Here is a 14,499-nt window from a genome sequence, read left to right as displayed (position 1 = left end):
CTTCGGTGCCGGAGTCGGCCGTCCACAAGGGAATTCCCGCCTCTCCCGTGCGGGGGAGGCTTGTGCCATCATCACCGTTATGGCTATCGCGGACCGTTATCTCTCCGACGACGAGGAACTCGTCTACGTCGCACGGCAGCACTGGACCCTCCTCGCGGGCGAGTTCGTGGCACTGCTCCTGATCATCGGGGTGGTGGGCACGGCGCTCTTCTTCATGCCCTGGAACGAGGAGTGGAGCATGATCGCCGCGGGCATCGTGGTGGCCGTGGGGGCCGTCGCCGCCCTGGCCTTCTGGCTCGTCCCCATGCTGAAGTGGTCGACCACGGTCTACATCCTCACCAACCGGCGGCTGATGATCCGGGAGGGGATCATTTCCAAGCAGGGGCGCGATATGCCATTGACCAGGGTCAACGACGTTTCCTTCAACATCTCGCTCTGGGAACGGATCATGCGGTACGGAACGTTGTCCATTAAGTCGGCGTCCGAGCAGGAGAGCATGCTCCTCCAGCGGGTGCCGAGACCCCAGTGGTTCCAGTCGGAGATCTACCGCCAGGTCAACGCGGCCCAGCGGCGGGAGTTCCCTCCGGGGCCACAGGGCTGACCAGCCGCTCAGCGACCGTGCGCTGCCTCCGTCCCCACAGGGCTCGGGCGTAAGCTGAAGTGGAAACGGCACCCTGCTCGCGTGCCGGTGACAAAGTGATTGATCCCCGCCCCGGCGGGGAAGGTCCCGTGAAAGAGAACGTATGCCGTCGCGTCCTGACCCGAAAGCGATCGAGTCCGTCCTGCTCGGTGGTGAGGCGGTCTACACCAGGGAACAGGCGGTCGAGCTCGCCGGAGCCGATCCTGAGCTGGCCGGTCGCGTCTGGCGCGCCCTGGGTTTCCCGACCCTCGGTGACGACTCGGTCATCTTCGCCGAGAGTGATGTCGAGGCCCTGCGCATCACCAACTCCCTGCTGCAGGAGGGCATCCTCGACGAGGAGGGCGTGGTCCGCTTCGCCCGCGCCATGGGGCAGACCATGGCCCGCCTGGCCGACTGGCAGACCAGCATCCTCAGCACCCTCATCTTCCAGGAGGGCAACGGCGAGGCCGGGGCGAACCCGCTGATGAACCAGGTCAAGGAAATCCTGCCGGACGTGGAGCGCCTGCTGCTGCACATCTGGCGCCGCCAGTTGGCGGCCTCCACCTCGCGCACCCTCGCCGTCATGTCCAGCGGCAACGACATCGTGCCGAACTACTATCCGCTGATCGTGGGCTTCGCCGACCTGGTCTCCTTCACGACCCTCAGCCGGGAGCTCGACGAGGTCGAACTCGCCGATGTCGTGGAGGGCTTCGAGGCAACGGCCGCCGACATCGTCGCCTCCGGCGGCGGACGGGTGGTGAAGACTCTCGGTGACGAGGTGCTCTACGTCGCGGACTCGCCCCTGCAGGCCGCCGACATCGCCCTGCGACTCGCCGACGGCGTCAGAACGCACGTGGAGGTGCCCGACGTCCGCGTGGGTGTGGCCTACGGGCCGGTGCTCACCCTGCACGGAGACGTCTTCGGCACCACGGTCAACCGATCCAGCCGCCTCACCTCGTTCGCCCGGCCCGGCACGGTGCTCGTCGACGACGGGCTCGCCGAGAGCCTGACCGAAGAGGAAGGACTCCAGGTGGTGAAGGTCCGCGCCCGGCACGCACACGGCCTCGGCCTCATCCAGCCCTACGCGCTGCGCCGCGACTTCGACGCGGGCAGCCCGTGAAACCCGGCGCCCGAACCCGGGTGGCCGACCCCGAACCGACCCGCATCCGACAAACTCCCCAACCCGAGATCTGACACTCCCCCGAACGGCGCCGATCCGCGTGTGCGCGCTGCTTCGGTCGGGATAAGCTCAGAACTCCTGCCCCGTGAGACGTCAGGTGGTGAGCCTGTGAGTTCCCTTTCCCCCGTCCAGCGGCTACGCACCTCGGGAATCTTCAGCCTTGAGGGTGCCGAGTCCGAAGTCGAGAACAACGTGTGGATCGTCGGCAACGACGACAGCGCGGTGGTCATCGATGCCGCCCACGACCACGAGCGCATCGCCCGTGGCCTGGGGGACCGCGAGCTTATGGCGATCGTGTGCACCCACGGGCACAGCGACCACGTCAACGCGGCGGTGGCGTTGGCGGACCTCACGGACTGCCCGATCCTTCTGCACCCCGACGACGCGGAGCTGTGGCAGCACGTCTACCCCTACCGGGAGCCCGACGCCCCGTTGCTGCACGGTGAGGTGCTGCGTGCCGGGGACGTGGAGCTGAACGTCCTGCACACCCCCGGTCACACCCCGGGAGGGGTCTCCCTGCACGCCCCGGATCTGGGGGTGGTCTTCAGCGGGGACACCCTCTTCCCCGACGGCCCCGGGGCCACCGGTCAGCACGCGTCGGATTTCCCGACGATCATCGCTTCCATCCGGGACCAGCTCGCCACTCTGCCGGGCGACACCGTCGTGCACCCCGGCCACGGCGATTCCACCACGGTTGCGGAAGCCGCCGCACAGATCGACAAGTGGGCCAGCCGCGGCTTCTGAGCCGGGGCCGGGCCGCGCGTGGTCCCGAGAAGGGCAGGGATGGGGAAGCCGGTCCACGGGGCGATCCCCGGGGTGCTCCGTGGCGGTCAGGTCCGTAGCTCGAAACCGGCCGCCGCCTTCACCAGTCCGTTCACCTGGACCTCCACCAGGTGCTCACCCGGGTAGTAGGAGCGGGTGCTGATCGGGCGCACCGGGTGCTTCTTCGTCAGCGTCCGGCGCTCACCGCCGCACAGTTCGACCCGGGTCCACTTGAAGACCTTGGGCCCGCGGCTCCCGTTCGCGCGTACGTGGTGCACTACGTAGTCGACGATCACGGTGTGTGGCCGCCCGTCGGTGTTGACCAGGTCCACCCGGAGCAGCAGGTAGCCGCCGAGGTCGAGCACCTGCGGGGACAGCGTCAGCCCGTCCGCCAGCACGTGCGCCCCGCCGGTGGCGCCCACCAAGGCCAATGCCCGCTGATCGCCCTGTTTCACGAGAGTGCGCAGGGCGTGCCGGACCGTCCACGCGGTCTCCGGGGTCGGACTCTCTCGGGTCCACCGCTCGACCAGGTCGAGGACGAGGCCGGGGTGCTCGCGGGAGATGTCGTTGAGGTTGTTGGCGACCGAGGTGCGGACGTACTTGCTCGGATCGCTGCGCAGGAGCTCCAGTACCTCGAGCACCGGGGCCGGGTCGGTGACGAAGCCCGGCAGTCTGGCCGCCCAGGGCAGCCGGGGGCGGATGCCCTCGCTGGCGAACCGGCGCACGTTCGGATCGGGGTCGACGGCACATGCACGGATCAGCGCCATGGTGGGTTCGTAGTGGTGCTGGACGTAGGGGCGGACCGCGAACTCGCTCGTGTGTCGCTTGGTGATCTCCACCAGCGCGGGCAGTGACGCCTCCGGGTGGTCCAGCCCGAACTCCTCCACGAAGCGGGCCACCGCCATCAGGTGGAAGCCGTCGTTGAACATGCCCTCGTCCTCGCCCAGCTCCGAGGTGGAGGCCAGGGCTTCGACGAGCACGCCGACAGCGTCCGGGTAGTGCGAGGGGAGCCGGTCGCGCAGGCCCTCGGCCATCACCATGACCCGGTCCTTGAGTTCCAGCGGGCCGACCCGTCCGTCGACCTCCGAGGCGTATCCGTCCGCGTCGAAACCCGGATGCACCCGCTGGATCGACGCACCGAGCACCCGGGCGGCCGCGCCGTCGAAGTGGTTCTTGAGGCTGTACTCCCCAGCCATGACACGTCCCTCGTACCCGCCCCGATCCGGTCGTTGCCCCGTCGGCCGGGGCTCGGGGAAGGGCGGCTCCGGCGCCGGGACGGTCAAGCTATCCCGGTGCCGGGCCGAAGTCGAGAACAGCGCGAAAGGGTACGAAAACGCTGCGGGAAACCGGAAACGGGCCCTTCCCGGGCCTTGGTGGAGAAAAGGCGGCGGGGCGCTGCCCCGCCGCCTTCGCGCTGCGGACCGGTTCGGTACACGCGCCGGATCACGTCCCGTAGCGGCCCGCTTCAGTGCCGGGTGCGGGTCACTCCTCGTCCGCCGGTCGGCGGGTGTTCGGTGCGATCGGGGTGTCCTTCGGGCGGACGCCGATCGTGGACCCCAGCCACACCAACGGGTCGTACTTCCGGTCCACCACCCGCTCCTTGAGGGGGATCAGCGCGTTGTCGGTGATCCTGATCCCCTCGGGGCACACCTCCGTGCAGCACTTGGTGATGTTGCAGTAGCCCATCCCGAACTCGTCCTGGGCGATCTTGCGCCGGTCGGCGGTGTCCTCGGGGTGCATCTCCAGCTCAGTGACCCGCATGAGGTACCGGGGGCCGGAGAAGTGCTCTTTGTTCTCCTCGTGGTCCCGGATCACGTGGCACACGTTGTTGCACAGGAAGCACTCGATGCACTTGCGGAACTCCTGTGAGCGCTCCACGTCCACCTGCTTCATCCGGAAGTCGCCCGGTGACAAGTTCGGGTCCGGGGTGAACGAAGGGATCTCCCGCGCCTTCTCGTAGTTGTACGACACGTCGCACACCAGGTCCCGGATGACCGGGAAGGTCTGCATCGGCGTCACGGTGATGACCTCGTCGTCCTCGAACACGCTCATCCGAGTCATGCACGACAGGCGCGGTTGACCGTTGATCTCCACCGAGCACGAGCCGCACTTGCCCGCCTTGCAGTTCCACCGGACCGCCATGTCGGGGGTCTGGGTGGCCTGAAGGCGGTGCAGTACGTCCAGCACGACCTCGCCCTCGTTCACCTCCACCCGGTACTCGGTCAGTTCGCCCTCGTCCGATCCGCGCCATACCCGGAACGTCCGCTCGCTCATGACGTTTCCTCCTCGGTCGTGTCCGCCGCCCCTCCGGTGCCCCGGGCATCGGGCAGCTCCTCCTCGGTCAGGTACTTGGCCAGCTCGTCCCGGTCGAACAGGGAGAGCAGCGTGGCCGGGATGTCCGCGACCGGTCGCCGGGTCAGCTCCACCCGGCCGTCGACGGCCCGCGCGGCCAGGTTCACCCGGCGCCACTCGGCCGACATCTCCGGGAAGTCGTCGCGGGTGTGGCCGCCGCGCGACTCGGTGCGCTCCAGGGCGGCACGGGTGACCGCCTCGGACACCAGGAGCATGTTCGGCAGGGCCAGCGCGAGGTGCCATCCGGGGTTGTACACCCGGTCCCCGGGCGCGCTGAGCACCTCCACCCGCCCTGCCAGCCCGGCCAGCCGCTCCAGGGCCTTCTCCATCTCGGGGCCCTTGCGGATGATGCCCACCAGGTCGTTCATGGCCTCCTGGAGTTCGGTATGGAGGGTGTACGGGTTCTCCCCGTTGCCCTGTTTGAGCGGCGCCAGCGAGGCGTCGACCTCCTGCGCCGCGGCACGGTCCAGGACGCCCTCCGGGGCGGCCTCGCCGCTCAGCCCGTCCACGTAGTCCGCGGCGCCCAGCCCGGCCCGGCGCCCGAACACCAGCAGGTCGGACAGCGAATTGCCGCCCAGACGGTTGGACCCGTGCATCCCACCCGCGACCTCCCCGGCGGCGAACAGCCCCGGAACGTCCGACGCAGCGGTATCGGCGTCCACCCGGACCCCGCCCATCACGTAGTGGCAGGTCGGGCCGACCTCCATGGGTTCCGCGGTGATGTCCACGTCCGCCAGCTCCTTGAACTGGTGGTGCATCGACGGCAGCCGCCGCTCGATCTCCTCCGCGGGCAGCCGCGATGACACGTCCAGGAACACGCCCCCGTGCGGGGACCCCCGGCCCTCTTTGACCTCGTTGTTGATCGCTCGGGCCACCTCGTCTCGCGGCAGCAGTTCAGGGGGCCTGCGGTGGTTGCCGGGGTCCTTGTACCAGCCGTCCGCCTCGTCCTCGGTCTCCGCGTACTGGGACCGGAAGACATCGGGCACGTAGCCGAACATGAACCGTTCGCCCTCGGAGTTGCGCAGCACACCGCCGTCACCGCGCACGGACTCGGTGACGAGAATGCCCTTCACCGAAGGCGGCCAGACCATCCCGGTCGGGTGGAACTGGACGAACTCCATGTTGATGAGCGAGGCTCCGGCACGGAGTGCCAGGGCGTGACCGTCTCCGGTGTACTCCCAGGAGTTGGAGGTGGTCTGGAAGGCCTTGCCGATACCGCCGGTGGCGAGGATGACGGTCGGTGCTTCGAACAGTACGAAACCGCCGTCCACCCGCCGGTAGCCAAAGGCGCCCAGGATCCTCCCCTCGCCGTTCGGGTCCCGGATCAGGCTGGTCACGGCGGTCTCCGCGAACACCCTGAGCCGGGCGTCGAGGTCGCCGTACTCGGCCGCGTCGGCCTGCTGGAGCGCCACGATCCGCTGTTGCAGCGTGCGGATCATCTCCAGCCCGGTGCGGTCGCCCACGTGTGCGAGCCTCGGGTACTCGTGTCCGCCGAAGTTGCGCTGGCTGATCCGTCCGTCACCGGTGCGGTCGAACAGCGCGCCCCAGTACTCGAGTTCGAGGATGCGCTCGGGCGCCTCCTGGGCGTGGAGTTCCGCCATACGCGGGTCGTTGAGGAACTTGCCGCCGCGGATGGTGTCCCGGAAGTGCACGTTCCAGGTGTCGTCGGCGTTGGTGTTTCCCAGGGCGGCCGCGGCACCGCCCTCGGCCATGACCGTGTGCGCTTTGCCGAAGAGGGACTTGGAGATGATCGCGGTGCGCTTGCCCTGCTCTCGGGCGGCGATGGCGGCGCGCAGTCCGGCGCCGCCCGCTCCGATCACCACGACGTCGTAGCTGTATCGGGTGATCTCGGGCTCTGCTGTGGGGGGCATGTGCGTGTTTCTTCCTTCCCCGGTGCTCAGTTGAGGATGCGCAGGTCGGTGATGGTGCCACTGGCGACCAGGGCGACGTAGGCGTCGGTGGCCATGAGCGACCCGATGCTGAGCCAGCCGTACAGCATGTGTCGGCTGTTCAGCGAGGAGATCCGGGTCCAGAACCAGTACCGGACGGGGTTGCGGCTGAAGCTGCTCAGCCGACCGCCCATGATGTGCCGGCACGAGTGGCAGCCGAACGTGTAGGCCCACAGCAGAAGCACGTTGACGAGCATGATCAGGTTGCCGACCCCGATACCGAAGCCGCCGTCCGTGCCGTGGAAGAAGGGGACGATCATGTCCCACGTGTTGATCCCGACGATGATGCACACCGCGTAGAAGAAGTAGCGGTGGCCGTTCTGGGGGAGCATGAGCGGCCGGGTCTCACCGGTGTAGCTGCGGTGCGGTTCGCGTACCGCGCACGCGGTGGGCGCCTGCCAGATCGAGCGGTAGTAGGCCTTGCGGTAGTAGTAGCAGGTCACGCGGAACAGCAGCAGGATCGGCAGGCTGATCAGGGCGTACGGGAGAAAGGGTGGGAACTCCACAGGCAGCCGGCCGAAGAGCGAGGCGTCTTCGACGCACTGCTGGGCGAGGCAAGGGGAGTAGAAGGGGGTCAGGTAGTGGTGTTCCTGGACCCAGTAGTGGTCCTGTTGGAACACCCGGACCGCCCCGTAGACAAGAAAGGTGGCCAGGCCCAGGGTTGTCAGGGCCGGGCCCAGCCACCATCGGTCGGTGCGGAGTGTCCGCTGGCGGATGCGCGCCCGGCCGCTGCCTTGGCGCGCGCTTCGAGTCGTGGTCACCGTGGTCTCCACCTCCTGTGGCGAGCGACCTGGCCGTGGGGCGGGGAACGGCTCCACGCCTCCGGTGGCCGTGACCGCTCCCCGGGGTTCTGGATGGCTGCGGGCGAAGCAGTAGCGAACCGGTCTGTTACGCAACGCTAAGCCGCTGTGATCACGGTCACGTCCCGGAGCCTGGGAAACCCCTGGGAAAAGTGTGTGACATGCGCCACTGTTCATCCGGATTATGTGGGCTTCTGTAGTCGCGTGTGAAGATAAATCACCTTTGCCCTTTTTGTTGCCTGAGGTGTCTGTGTTAATAGAGAAGCCCCAGTTGTCCGAAGCTGTATCGGCGGGCCAAAGGTCGGCTTCACCGGAGAGCGAGGGCGTGTGGGCCCTCCAGGTGTTCCTCCGGTACCCGGACACCCAGGCGGGCCAGGCGGCGCAGGTGGGTCTCGTGGCTGAACCACTCGTGCAGGACCTCGTGTCCGCGCTTCACCTGCTGCGCGTACCGCTCGCCGTCCGTCATCAGCGCCTCGACCTCGCCCGGAACGCCTTCCGGGGTCGTGTAGACAGCTGCATCGCCGAAGACGGGCGCGAAGGAGTGCGGCAACAGGGTCGGCAGCCCGACGGCGATGGCCTCCAGCGGTGCTCGGCCGAAGGGCTCCAAGTACCCCTCCCCGGTGAAGTACACGTACACGTCCAGGCCGTGCAGGAAGTCGCGCACGTCCATCGCGTCGAAGGGGCGCGCGGTCCAGTGGTCGGGCAGGGACCCCATGGTCCGCTCCGCGTGTGAGGCCCCGCCCAGCACGTGGGTCTCCCATCCGGGCAGCAACGGGTGGACCATGGCCAGGGTTGCCGGATCCCCCGGCCACTTGTCTCGATGGTCACGGGAGTGGCGCCCGAGCAGGACCCTCCCGTCCGGAGTGCGGGGCCCCGCACGGCGCCAGGAGTCCAGGTCGATGATGTTGGTCCAGTCGTCCGCGGCCAGCGGGATCCCCGCCATCTCCTCGGCGTGGTGCCGGACCATAGCCTCGCGTACCCGCGGGCTGATCGGGTGCCAGCTGTGCTCGCCGAGCAGGCTCGTGAACCCGTCCGCGCAACGCCCGACGTCCCAGACCCCGTTCCGGGGGTCGGCCACCCCGTAGCGCCGGTTCGGGGTCTGGTTGAGCACCACGATCCGCCGTGCGGCCTCCACGGAGGGGAGGACGTCCAGCGGCCGCTCCCCGATCGGGGGGAACCTGACGACCAGCAGGTCGCAGGTCACCCGCTCGTCGGGCGCCACGAAGCGCACGAGGTCGTTGTCGACGGAGGCCAGGACCTTGGGGTTGATCCCGTGGGCGTGGTCGCCACGCAGGGCCGGGTGGTGGACCAGGCCGGTGCGCAGCCCCGCGCGCCGCTGTGCGGTGATCTCCTGCAGATTGCTGCCGGTCGTGCCGCCGGGCAGCCGGAAGTCGGACATCACCACCACGTCGAAATGGCGGTCGTGGCTGGACGGCCGGACCCGCGAGGTCAGCAGGAGGGGCACCCCCGACGAACCCGGGCGGGGCGCGGGGCGGCCAGATCGGCCAGGTGGGCGTGGTTCCGTGCGTGTTCGGGCTCTCCTGTTGCGCGGTACCAGTTCGACAGGGTCTTGTGTGCCTCGGCCCGGACCGGCGGTCCGACCTCGGTGTCCGAACCCAAGCCGCTGAGCTGTGCCAAGCCCAGAGAGCTGAAACCGGTCCAGAGCAGGTCCTGCGCAGTGGAGAGGCGCTGATTGCCCTGGGCGCTCACCACACCCTCCCTGCCTTTCGCGCGGTCCTGCTGCTCCCAGCCCTCGGAGACGCGCTGCACGGCCTGTTCCGTGGCCTCCCGGATCGTCTTGCGCACCCGAACGTCCCGCTTGCGCGCGATACTCAGCTCGTCCCGGCGCTCACTGTCCATCCGCGCGAGTTCGGAGCGCACCCGGTCCAACTCGCGGGACCGCCGTTCCCCCTGCCGCTCCACCAAGGAGGCCACCCACAAAGTGAGGGAGGCGAGACCGGCGAAGGCCAGCACCAGCGCCATTCTCGGCGGGCTGAGCGCGACGGCGACGGTGACCAGTGCGACGGCCACCAACACGACCTGCTTGCGGGGAATCGACCTGAGCCTCATATCGCGACCGCGTTCCGCATCGGGGATGGCTGCCTCCCGCGCGGCTCCGACGGGTCCGGCCGGACGGCGGCGGGGTCCTCAGCCTCGCTCACGGAACCGCCCCGGCGAAGGAACGGGCGTTCGGGGGAGGGTCGTTGACAGAGCGTGCGAGAGCTGGATGGAGTGGCCCAAGTCGGACTGCTCCCACGATGCCCCAGGACGTCAGTCCGGAAGCTCGCCCTCCGCGGGGCCGGGTTCGCCCGCGTCGGCGGCGGAGATCAGCACCTCCAGGTCCGGGCCGAGGTCCTCGGGGGACAGGGCCAGCAGGTACTCGTTGAGGTGGCGGCGGAAGGCCTCCGCCGAGTGGGACGGCTGCACGTCCTTGCGGCGGGCCAGCGCCACGGTGCGCAGAAGGCGGGGCCGGGCCAGCGGGGTCCCGCGCAGGCCGGGGCGGTTGCGCAGCACCATGCTCGGTACCACGGCCAGCCCGAGGCCGGCCTCCACGAACCGGAGCACGGCGTCCATCTCGCCGCCCTCCACCGCCAGGTCCGGTTCGAACCCGGCGGCGCGGCACGCGCGCAGGGTGGCTTCGCGGACGTCGTAACCCCGCCGGAACATCACCAGCGGCCGCTTCTGGAGTTCGGTGATCCGGATCGACGCGCGCCCGTTGGGGGAGGGGTGCGAGGTCGGGCTCGCCACCACCAGGTTCTCCCGCAGGATCGGCGTGGTCGAGAAGTCGGGATCGCTGCTCTGCAGCGGGAGGATGATCAGGGCCAGGTCCAGTTCGCCGCGGCCGAGGTCCCGGATCAGGTCGCGGGAGCCGCTCTCCTCGACATGGAGTTCGATTCCCGGGTAGCGGGTATGGAAGTCGGACAGTACATCGGCCAGCAGTCCCGCGCACAGCGATGGCGTGGCGCCCAGGCGCACCCGGCCTCGGCGGACACCGGCCAGCTCCGCGACCTCGCGGCGGGCGGTCTCCAAATCGGTGAGCATACGCTGGGCCAACGGGAGCAAGGCCTCACCGGCCGGCGTGAGTGTGATGTTTCCCCGAGCACGACTGAATAACGGCGCACCCAACTCCTGCTCAAGGCTGCGGATCTGTTTGCTCAAGCTCGGCTGGGCGACGCGCGAAAGCTCGGCTGCGCGGGTGAAATGGCGCGTGCGGGCCACAGCGACGAAGTAAGCGAGCTGTTGGAACTGCATGCTCCATAGCCTAAGGCTATGGACACCAGGGTCCTCATGACTTGGACGTCGGACTTAACTCGATTTTAAAGTGGCAAGCTGTGGCGAACAGTACCTTGACCAAGAAGCGGTCTACGGCCTATGGGTCCACGGTGGCGCTCAAGTCAGCAATGGCGGCCTCCGGTGCGATCCTCGTGCTGTATTTGATCGTGCACATGTACGGCAACCTGAAAGTCTTCGTGGGCCAGGAGGCCTTCGACGAGTACGCTCAAAGTCTTCGTGAGCTGGGCTACCCGATCCTGCCGGAGAGCGGCTTCCTGTGGATCTTCCGGTTCGCCCTCCTCGCGGCGATCCTGATCCACATCTACTCCGCCGCGGTTCTCACGATCCGCGCGCGCAAGGCCCGTGGGCAGCGTTACGTGTCGACGAAGCGGGTGCAGCGCACCTACTCCTCGTACACCATGCGATGGGGCGGTGTGCTGATCGCGCTCTTCGTGATCTTCCACATCCTGCACCTGACGGTGAACGTCATCGCCCCCGGCGGTGCGTCCGACAGCCCCTACGAGCGGCTCGTGAACGGGTTCCAGCCGGAGTTCTGGTTCGTGACCCTGTTCTACGTCCTGGCCGTCGTCGCCGTGGGCTTCCACCTGCGGCACGGCATCTGGAGCGGCGCGGCCACCCTGGGCCTCAACGCGGCCAGCCGCCAGGGCAAGATCAACGCCGTCGCCGTGGGACTCGCGCTGGTCGTGACCGTCGGTTTCCTGCTCCCGCCCCTGGCGGTCACCTTTGGACTGGTGAATTAATTGTCTGAGAACGACCTTTACATCGAGGGCGCCCCGATCCGGGACGAGAAGGCCCCCGAGGGGCCGATCAACGAGCGCTGGGACAAGCGCCGCTTCTCGGCCAAGCTGGTGAACCCCGCTAACCGGCGCAAGCTCTCCGTGATCATCGTGGGTACGGGCCTGGCCGGTGCGGCCGCGGCCGCGACCATGGGCGAGGCCGGCTACAAAGTCCTCTCGTTCTGCTACCAGGACAGCCCCCGGCGCGCGCACTCCATCGCCGCGCAGGGCGGCATCAACGCCGCGAAGAACTACCGCAACGACGGCGACAGCATCCACCGGCTGTTCTACGACACGGTCAAGGGCGGTGACTTCCGCTCCCGCGAGTCGAACGTCTACCGTCTGGCCCAGACCAGTGTCGAGATCATCGACCAGTGTGTGGCCCAGGGCGTACCGTTCGCGCGCGAGTACGGTGGCCTGCTCGACAACCGCTCCTTCGGCGGCGTGCAGGTCTCCCGTACCTTCTACGCGCGCGGCCAGACCGGCCAGCAGCTCCTGATCGGCGCCTACCAGGCCCAGGAGCGGCAGATCGCGGCGGGCAGCGTTCAGATGAACACCCGCCACGAGATGCTCGAGGTCATCGTCGCGGACGGCAAGGCGCGCGGCATCATCGCCCGCGACATGGTCACCGGCGAGATCGAGACGCACTTCGCCGACGCCGTGGTCCTGGCTACCGGCGGCTACGGCAATGTCTTCTTCCTGTCGACCAACGCGATGGGCTCCAACGTCACCGCCGCGTGGCGCGCCCACCGCAAGGGCGCGCACTTCGCGAACCCCTGCTACACGCAGATCCACCCGACCTGCATCCCGGTCAGCGGCGACTACCAGTCCAAGCTGACCCTGATGAGTGAGTCGCTCCGCAACGACGGCCGGATCTGGGTGCCCAAGGAGGGCGGCGACTCCCGCGACCCGCGCCAGATCCCCGAGGAAGAGCGCGACTACTACCTGGAGCGCATCTACCCGGCTTTCGGCAACCTGGTGCCGCGGGACATCGCCTCCCGCGCGGCCAAGAACGTCTGCGACGAGGGCCGCGGCGTCGGTCCCGGCGGGCTGGGTGTGTACCTCGACTTCGCCGACGCGATCGAGCGACTGGGCCGGGATGCCGTCGAGGCCAAGTACGGCAACCTGTTCGACATGTACCAGCGCATCACCGGCGAGAACCCGTACGAGCTCCCGATGCGCATCTACCCCGCGGTGCACTACACCATGGGTGGCCTGTGGGTCGACTACGACCTGCAGAGCAGCATCCCGGGCCTGTTCGTGACCGGTGAGGCCAACTTCTCCGACCACGGTGCCAACCGCCTGGGCGCGAGCGCGCTGATGCAGGGCCTGGCCGACGGCTACTTCGTTCTGCCGAACACCATCAACGACTACCTCGCTGACGGTCCCTTCGAGAAGATGGACGAGAGCCACCCCGAGGCCGTCAAGGCCAAGGAGGAGGTCACCTCCCGGATCGACAAGCTGCTCTCCATCAACGGTTCCCGCACCGTCGACTCCTTCCACAAGGAGCTCGGCCACATCATGTGGGACTACTGCGGTATGGAGCGCAGCGAGGAGGGTCTGCGCAAGGCCATCGAGCTCATCCGCGCGCTGCGCGCCGAGTTCTGGCGCGACGTCAAGGTGCTCGGCACCAACGAGGAGTTCAACCAGGCTCTCGAGAAGGCCAACCGCGTGGCCGACTTCCTGGAGCTGGGCGAGCTCATGTGCGTCGATGCGCTGCACCGCCGCGAGTCCTGCGGTGGCCACTTCCGCGCCGAGAGCCAGACCGAGGACGGCGAGGCGCTGCGTCACGACGACGAGTTCGCCTATGTCGCCGCCTGGGAGTTCGGTGGCGTTGACAGCAAGCCCGTACTCCACAAGGAAGCCTTGGAGTACGAGTACGTCGAGATGAAGCAGCGGAGCTACAAGTGAACATCACCCTGCGCGTTTGGCGCCAGAAGGGCCGTGACGACGAAGGCCGGATGGTCACGTACAAGCTCACGGACGTCTCGCCGGACATGTCCTTCCTGGAGATGCTCGACGTCCTCAACGAGGAGCTCACGCTCTCCGACGAGGACCCGGTCGCGTTCGACCACGACTGCCGTGAGGGCATCTGCGGTGCCTGCGGTGTCGTGATCGACGGCGAGGCACACGGCCCGGAGGTCACCACCACCTGCCAGCTGCACATGCGCAGCTTCAACGACGGTGACACCATCACGGTCGAGCCGTGGCGTGCGAAGGCCTTCCCGGTTGTGAAGGACCTGGTCGTGGACCGCGGTTCGTTCGACCGCATCATCCAGGCCGGCGGCTACATCAGCGCCCCGACGGGTACCGCCCCGGACGCCCACGCCAATCCGATCCCGAAGCCGGACGCCGACCGCGCGTTCGACGCCGCGACCTGCATCGGCTGCGGCGCCTGTGTGGCGGCCTGCCCGAACGCCTCCGGCATGCTGTTCACCGCCGCGAAGGTCACCCACCTCGGCATGCTCCCGCAGGGGCAGCCGGAGCGGGCTTCGCGTGTGGTGCAGATGATCAACCAGCACGACGAAGAGGACTTCGGCGGCTGCACGAACATCGGTGAGTGCGCCGCGGTCTGCCCGAAGGGCATCCCGCTGGACACCATCTCCCAGCTCAACCGCGACATGCTGGGCTCCCTCAGCAAGGGCATCGGCTAGTCCCGATCCCCTGTCGCACGAACGGGCCGTACCCCAAGGGGTGCGGCCCGTTTCGCCTTACTCGGTCAGGCGTCGCAGTAGTTCGGCGTCCTCTTCGGCGATCTTCCGTGCGA

Annotated in this window: 13 protein-coding genes; 6 read left to right on the top strand and 7 right to left on the bottom strand. The window is 68.3% G+C overall.

Features of this window, described 5'->3' with window-relative positions; translation table 11 throughout:
- The first annotated feature begins 79 nt into the window (after window positions 1-79).
- The 3 genes from ACYVDG_RS02555 to ACYVDG_RS02545 all read left to right on the top strand — a co-directional run bounded on the left by ACYVDG_RS02555 (window position 80) and on the right by ACYVDG_RS02545 (window position 2,543).
- On the top strand, window positions 80-601 hold the full coding sequence (locus ACYVDG_RS02555) for a PH domain-containing protein (RefSeq protein WP_460746520.1): 522 nt from the start codon (window positions 80-82) through the stop codon (window positions 599-601).
- A gap of 142 nt (window positions 602-743) precedes the next feature.
- Window positions 744-1,739 (top strand): adenylate/guanylate cyclase domain-containing protein, encoded by a 996-nt coding sequence (locus ACYVDG_RS02550; protein ID WP_460746518.1) that lies wholly within the window; start codon window positions 744-746, stop codon window positions 1,737-1,739.
- 168 nt (window positions 1,740-1,907) lie between these two features.
- A complete protein-coding gene (locus tag ACYVDG_RS02545) occupies window positions 1,908-2,543 on the top strand; it encodes an MBL fold metallo-hydrolase (protein WP_460746516.1) in 636 nt (211 codons plus the stop codon).
- A gap of 86 nt (window positions 2,544-2,629) precedes the next feature.
- Here ACYVDG_RS02545 and ACYVDG_RS02540 read toward each other — a convergent pair whose 3' ends face one another.
- The 7 genes from ACYVDG_RS02540 to ACYVDG_RS02510 form a co-directional block, all read right to left on the bottom strand.
- On the bottom strand, window positions 2,630-3,757 hold the full coding sequence (locus ACYVDG_RS02540; protein WP_460746514.1) for a DNA alkylation repair protein: 1,128 nt from the start codon (window positions 3,755-3,757) through the stop codon (window positions 2,630-2,632).
- A 286-nt stretch (window positions 3,758-4,043) separates the two neighbouring features.
- Window positions 4,044-4,835 (bottom strand): succinate dehydrogenase/fumarate reductase iron-sulfur subunit, encoded by a 792-nt coding sequence (locus ACYVDG_RS02535; protein WP_460746511.1) that lies wholly within the window; start codon window positions 4,833-4,835, stop codon window positions 4,044-4,046.
- On the bottom strand, window positions 4,832-6,784 hold the full coding sequence (locus tag ACYVDG_RS02530; protein WP_460746510.1) for a fumarate reductase/succinate dehydrogenase flavoprotein subunit: 1,953 nt from the start codon (window positions 6,782-6,784) through the stop codon (window positions 4,832-4,834). The genes ACYVDG_RS02535 and ACYVDG_RS02530 overlap by 4 nt, the downstream gene beginning before the upstream one ends.
- A 26-nt stretch (window positions 6,785-6,810) precedes the next feature.
- A complete protein-coding gene (locus ACYVDG_RS02525) occupies window positions 6,811-7,623 on the bottom strand; it encodes a hypothetical protein (RefSeq protein WP_460746507.1) in 813 nt (270 codons plus the stop codon).
- A gap of 346 nt (window positions 7,624-7,969) precedes the next feature.
- On the bottom strand, window positions 7,970-9,127 hold the full coding sequence (locus ACYVDG_RS02520) for a glycosyltransferase family protein (protein WP_460746505.1): 1,158 nt from the start codon (window positions 9,125-9,127) through the stop codon (window positions 7,970-7,972).
- On the bottom strand, window positions 9,112-9,732 hold the full coding sequence (locus ACYVDG_RS02515; RefSeq protein ID WP_460746503.1) for a hypothetical protein: 621 nt from the start codon (window positions 9,730-9,732) through the stop codon (window positions 9,112-9,114). Before ACYVDG_RS02515 ends, ACYVDG_RS02520 begins: the two co-directional genes overlap by 16 nt.
- A gap of 201 nt (window positions 9,733-9,933) precedes the next feature.
- Window positions 9,934-10,914, bottom strand: a complete 981-nt coding sequence (locus tag ACYVDG_RS02510) for a LysR family transcriptional regulator (RefSeq protein WP_460746502.1) — start codon at window positions 10,912-10,914, stop codon at window positions 9,934-9,936.
- Window positions 10,915-11,045: 131 nt separating this feature from the next.
- On the opposite strand from ACYVDG_RS02510, the gene ACYVDG_RS02505 reads away from it, so the two are divergent.
- Genes ACYVDG_RS02505 through ACYVDG_RS02495 form a run of 3 tightly spaced genes read left to right on the top strand, consistent with a single transcriptional unit; the run spans window position 11,046 to window position 14,386 of the window.
- Entirely contained in the window at window positions 11,046-11,696 is a 651-nt protein-coding gene (locus tag ACYVDG_RS02505) for a succinate dehydrogenase cytochrome b subunit (protein ID WP_460746652.1), read from the top strand.
- The gene (locus ACYVDG_RS02500) at window positions 11,697-13,643 is read left to right on the top strand and encodes a fumarate reductase/succinate dehydrogenase flavoprotein subunit (RefSeq protein WP_460746499.1); all 1,947 of its coding nucleotides are present in this window, start codon (window positions 11,697-11,699) and stop codon (window positions 13,641-13,643) included.
- A complete protein-coding gene (locus ACYVDG_RS02495) occupies window positions 13,640-14,386 on the top strand; it encodes a succinate dehydrogenase/fumarate reductase iron-sulfur subunit (protein WP_460746496.1) in 747 nt (248 codons plus the stop codon). The genes ACYVDG_RS02500 and ACYVDG_RS02495 overlap by 4 nt, the downstream gene beginning before the upstream one ends.
- The last annotated feature ends 113 nt before the right edge of the window (window positions 14,387-14,499 follow it).

It is taken from the genome of Nocardiopsis oceani (assembly GCF_054777395.1).
This window is presented reverse-complemented; position numbering and strand designations above follow the sequence as displayed.

Excerpts from the sequence above, each read along its gene's own strand:
- ACYVDG_RS02555 (WP_460746520.1), top strand. The coding sequence starts at position 80 with ATGGCTATCGCGGACCGTTATCTCTCCGACGACGAGGAACTCGTCTAC.
- ACYVDG_RS02550 (WP_460746518.1), top strand. The coding sequence starts at position 744 with ATGCCGTCGCGTCCTGACCCGAAAGCGATCGAGTCCGTCCTGCTCGGT.
- ACYVDG_RS02540 (WP_460746514.1), bottom strand. The coding sequence starts at position 3,757 with ATGGCTGGGGAGTACAGCCTCAAGAACCACTTCGACGGCGCGGCCGCC.
- ACYVDG_RS02535 (WP_460746511.1), bottom strand. The coding sequence starts at position 4,835 with ATGAGCGAGCGGACGTTCCGGGTATGGCGCGGATCGGACGAGGGCGAA.
- ACYVDG_RS02530 (WP_460746510.1), bottom strand. The coding sequence starts at position 6,784 with ATGCCCCCCACAGCAGAGCCCGAGATCACCCGATACAGCTACGACGTC.
- ACYVDG_RS02515 (WP_460746503.1), bottom strand. The coding sequence starts at position 9,732 with ATGAGGCTCAGGTCGATTCCCCGCAAGCAGGTCGTGTTGGTGGCCGTC.
- ACYVDG_RS02510 (WP_460746502.1), bottom strand. The coding sequence starts at position 10,914 with ATGCAGTTCCAACAGCTCGCTTACTTCGTCGCTGTGGCCCGCACGCGC.